The organism is Streptomyces sp. a15 (assembly GCF_059026085.1).
In genome coordinates this window covers 1-363 of sequence record NZ_JBWLKM010000294.1, presented here as the reverse complement: position 1 = coordinate 363, position 363 = coordinate 1, and the positions used below count along the sequence as shown (strand labels likewise).

At 70.5% G+C, this 363-nt stretch carries 1 protein-coding gene; it reads right to left on the bottom strand.

Annotated features, from left to right (window positions below; genetic code table 11):
- The coding region (locus AC5P09_RS52195; RefSeq protein WP_493880662.1) for a hypothetical protein at positions 1 to 363 on the bottom strand (363 nt) is incomplete at both ends.

Below are 363 nucleotides of genomic sequence, written 5' to 3'. Positions count from 1 at the left end.
GTACTTGGTGGTCTCGGTCGAGGTGCGCCAGGTGTCGCCCTTGACGCGCTCGCGGGTGCGAACGGTCTCCGGGCGGGTCATCCACGCCTCCAGCGGCGTGGTTCCGGCACGGGTCCGAGTCGCCGTCTTCACCGCCCACGGGGTGGTGACGGTCGCCGAGTCGACCGGTCCGCCGTCGGAGGCGTAGGTGATCTGCTCCAGCAACTGGCCCTGATAGTGCGGCAGGTCGTCGTTGTCCGTGCCGTCGCTGGTGGTGACGGTCGAGGTGCGGGTGCCGGAGGGCAGCTTGTCGCCGTGCAGGCCGCGGAAGTAGCGGTGCTCGGTGAGCTGCTTGACGTCGTCTTGGCCGCCCTGCCGGGTGCG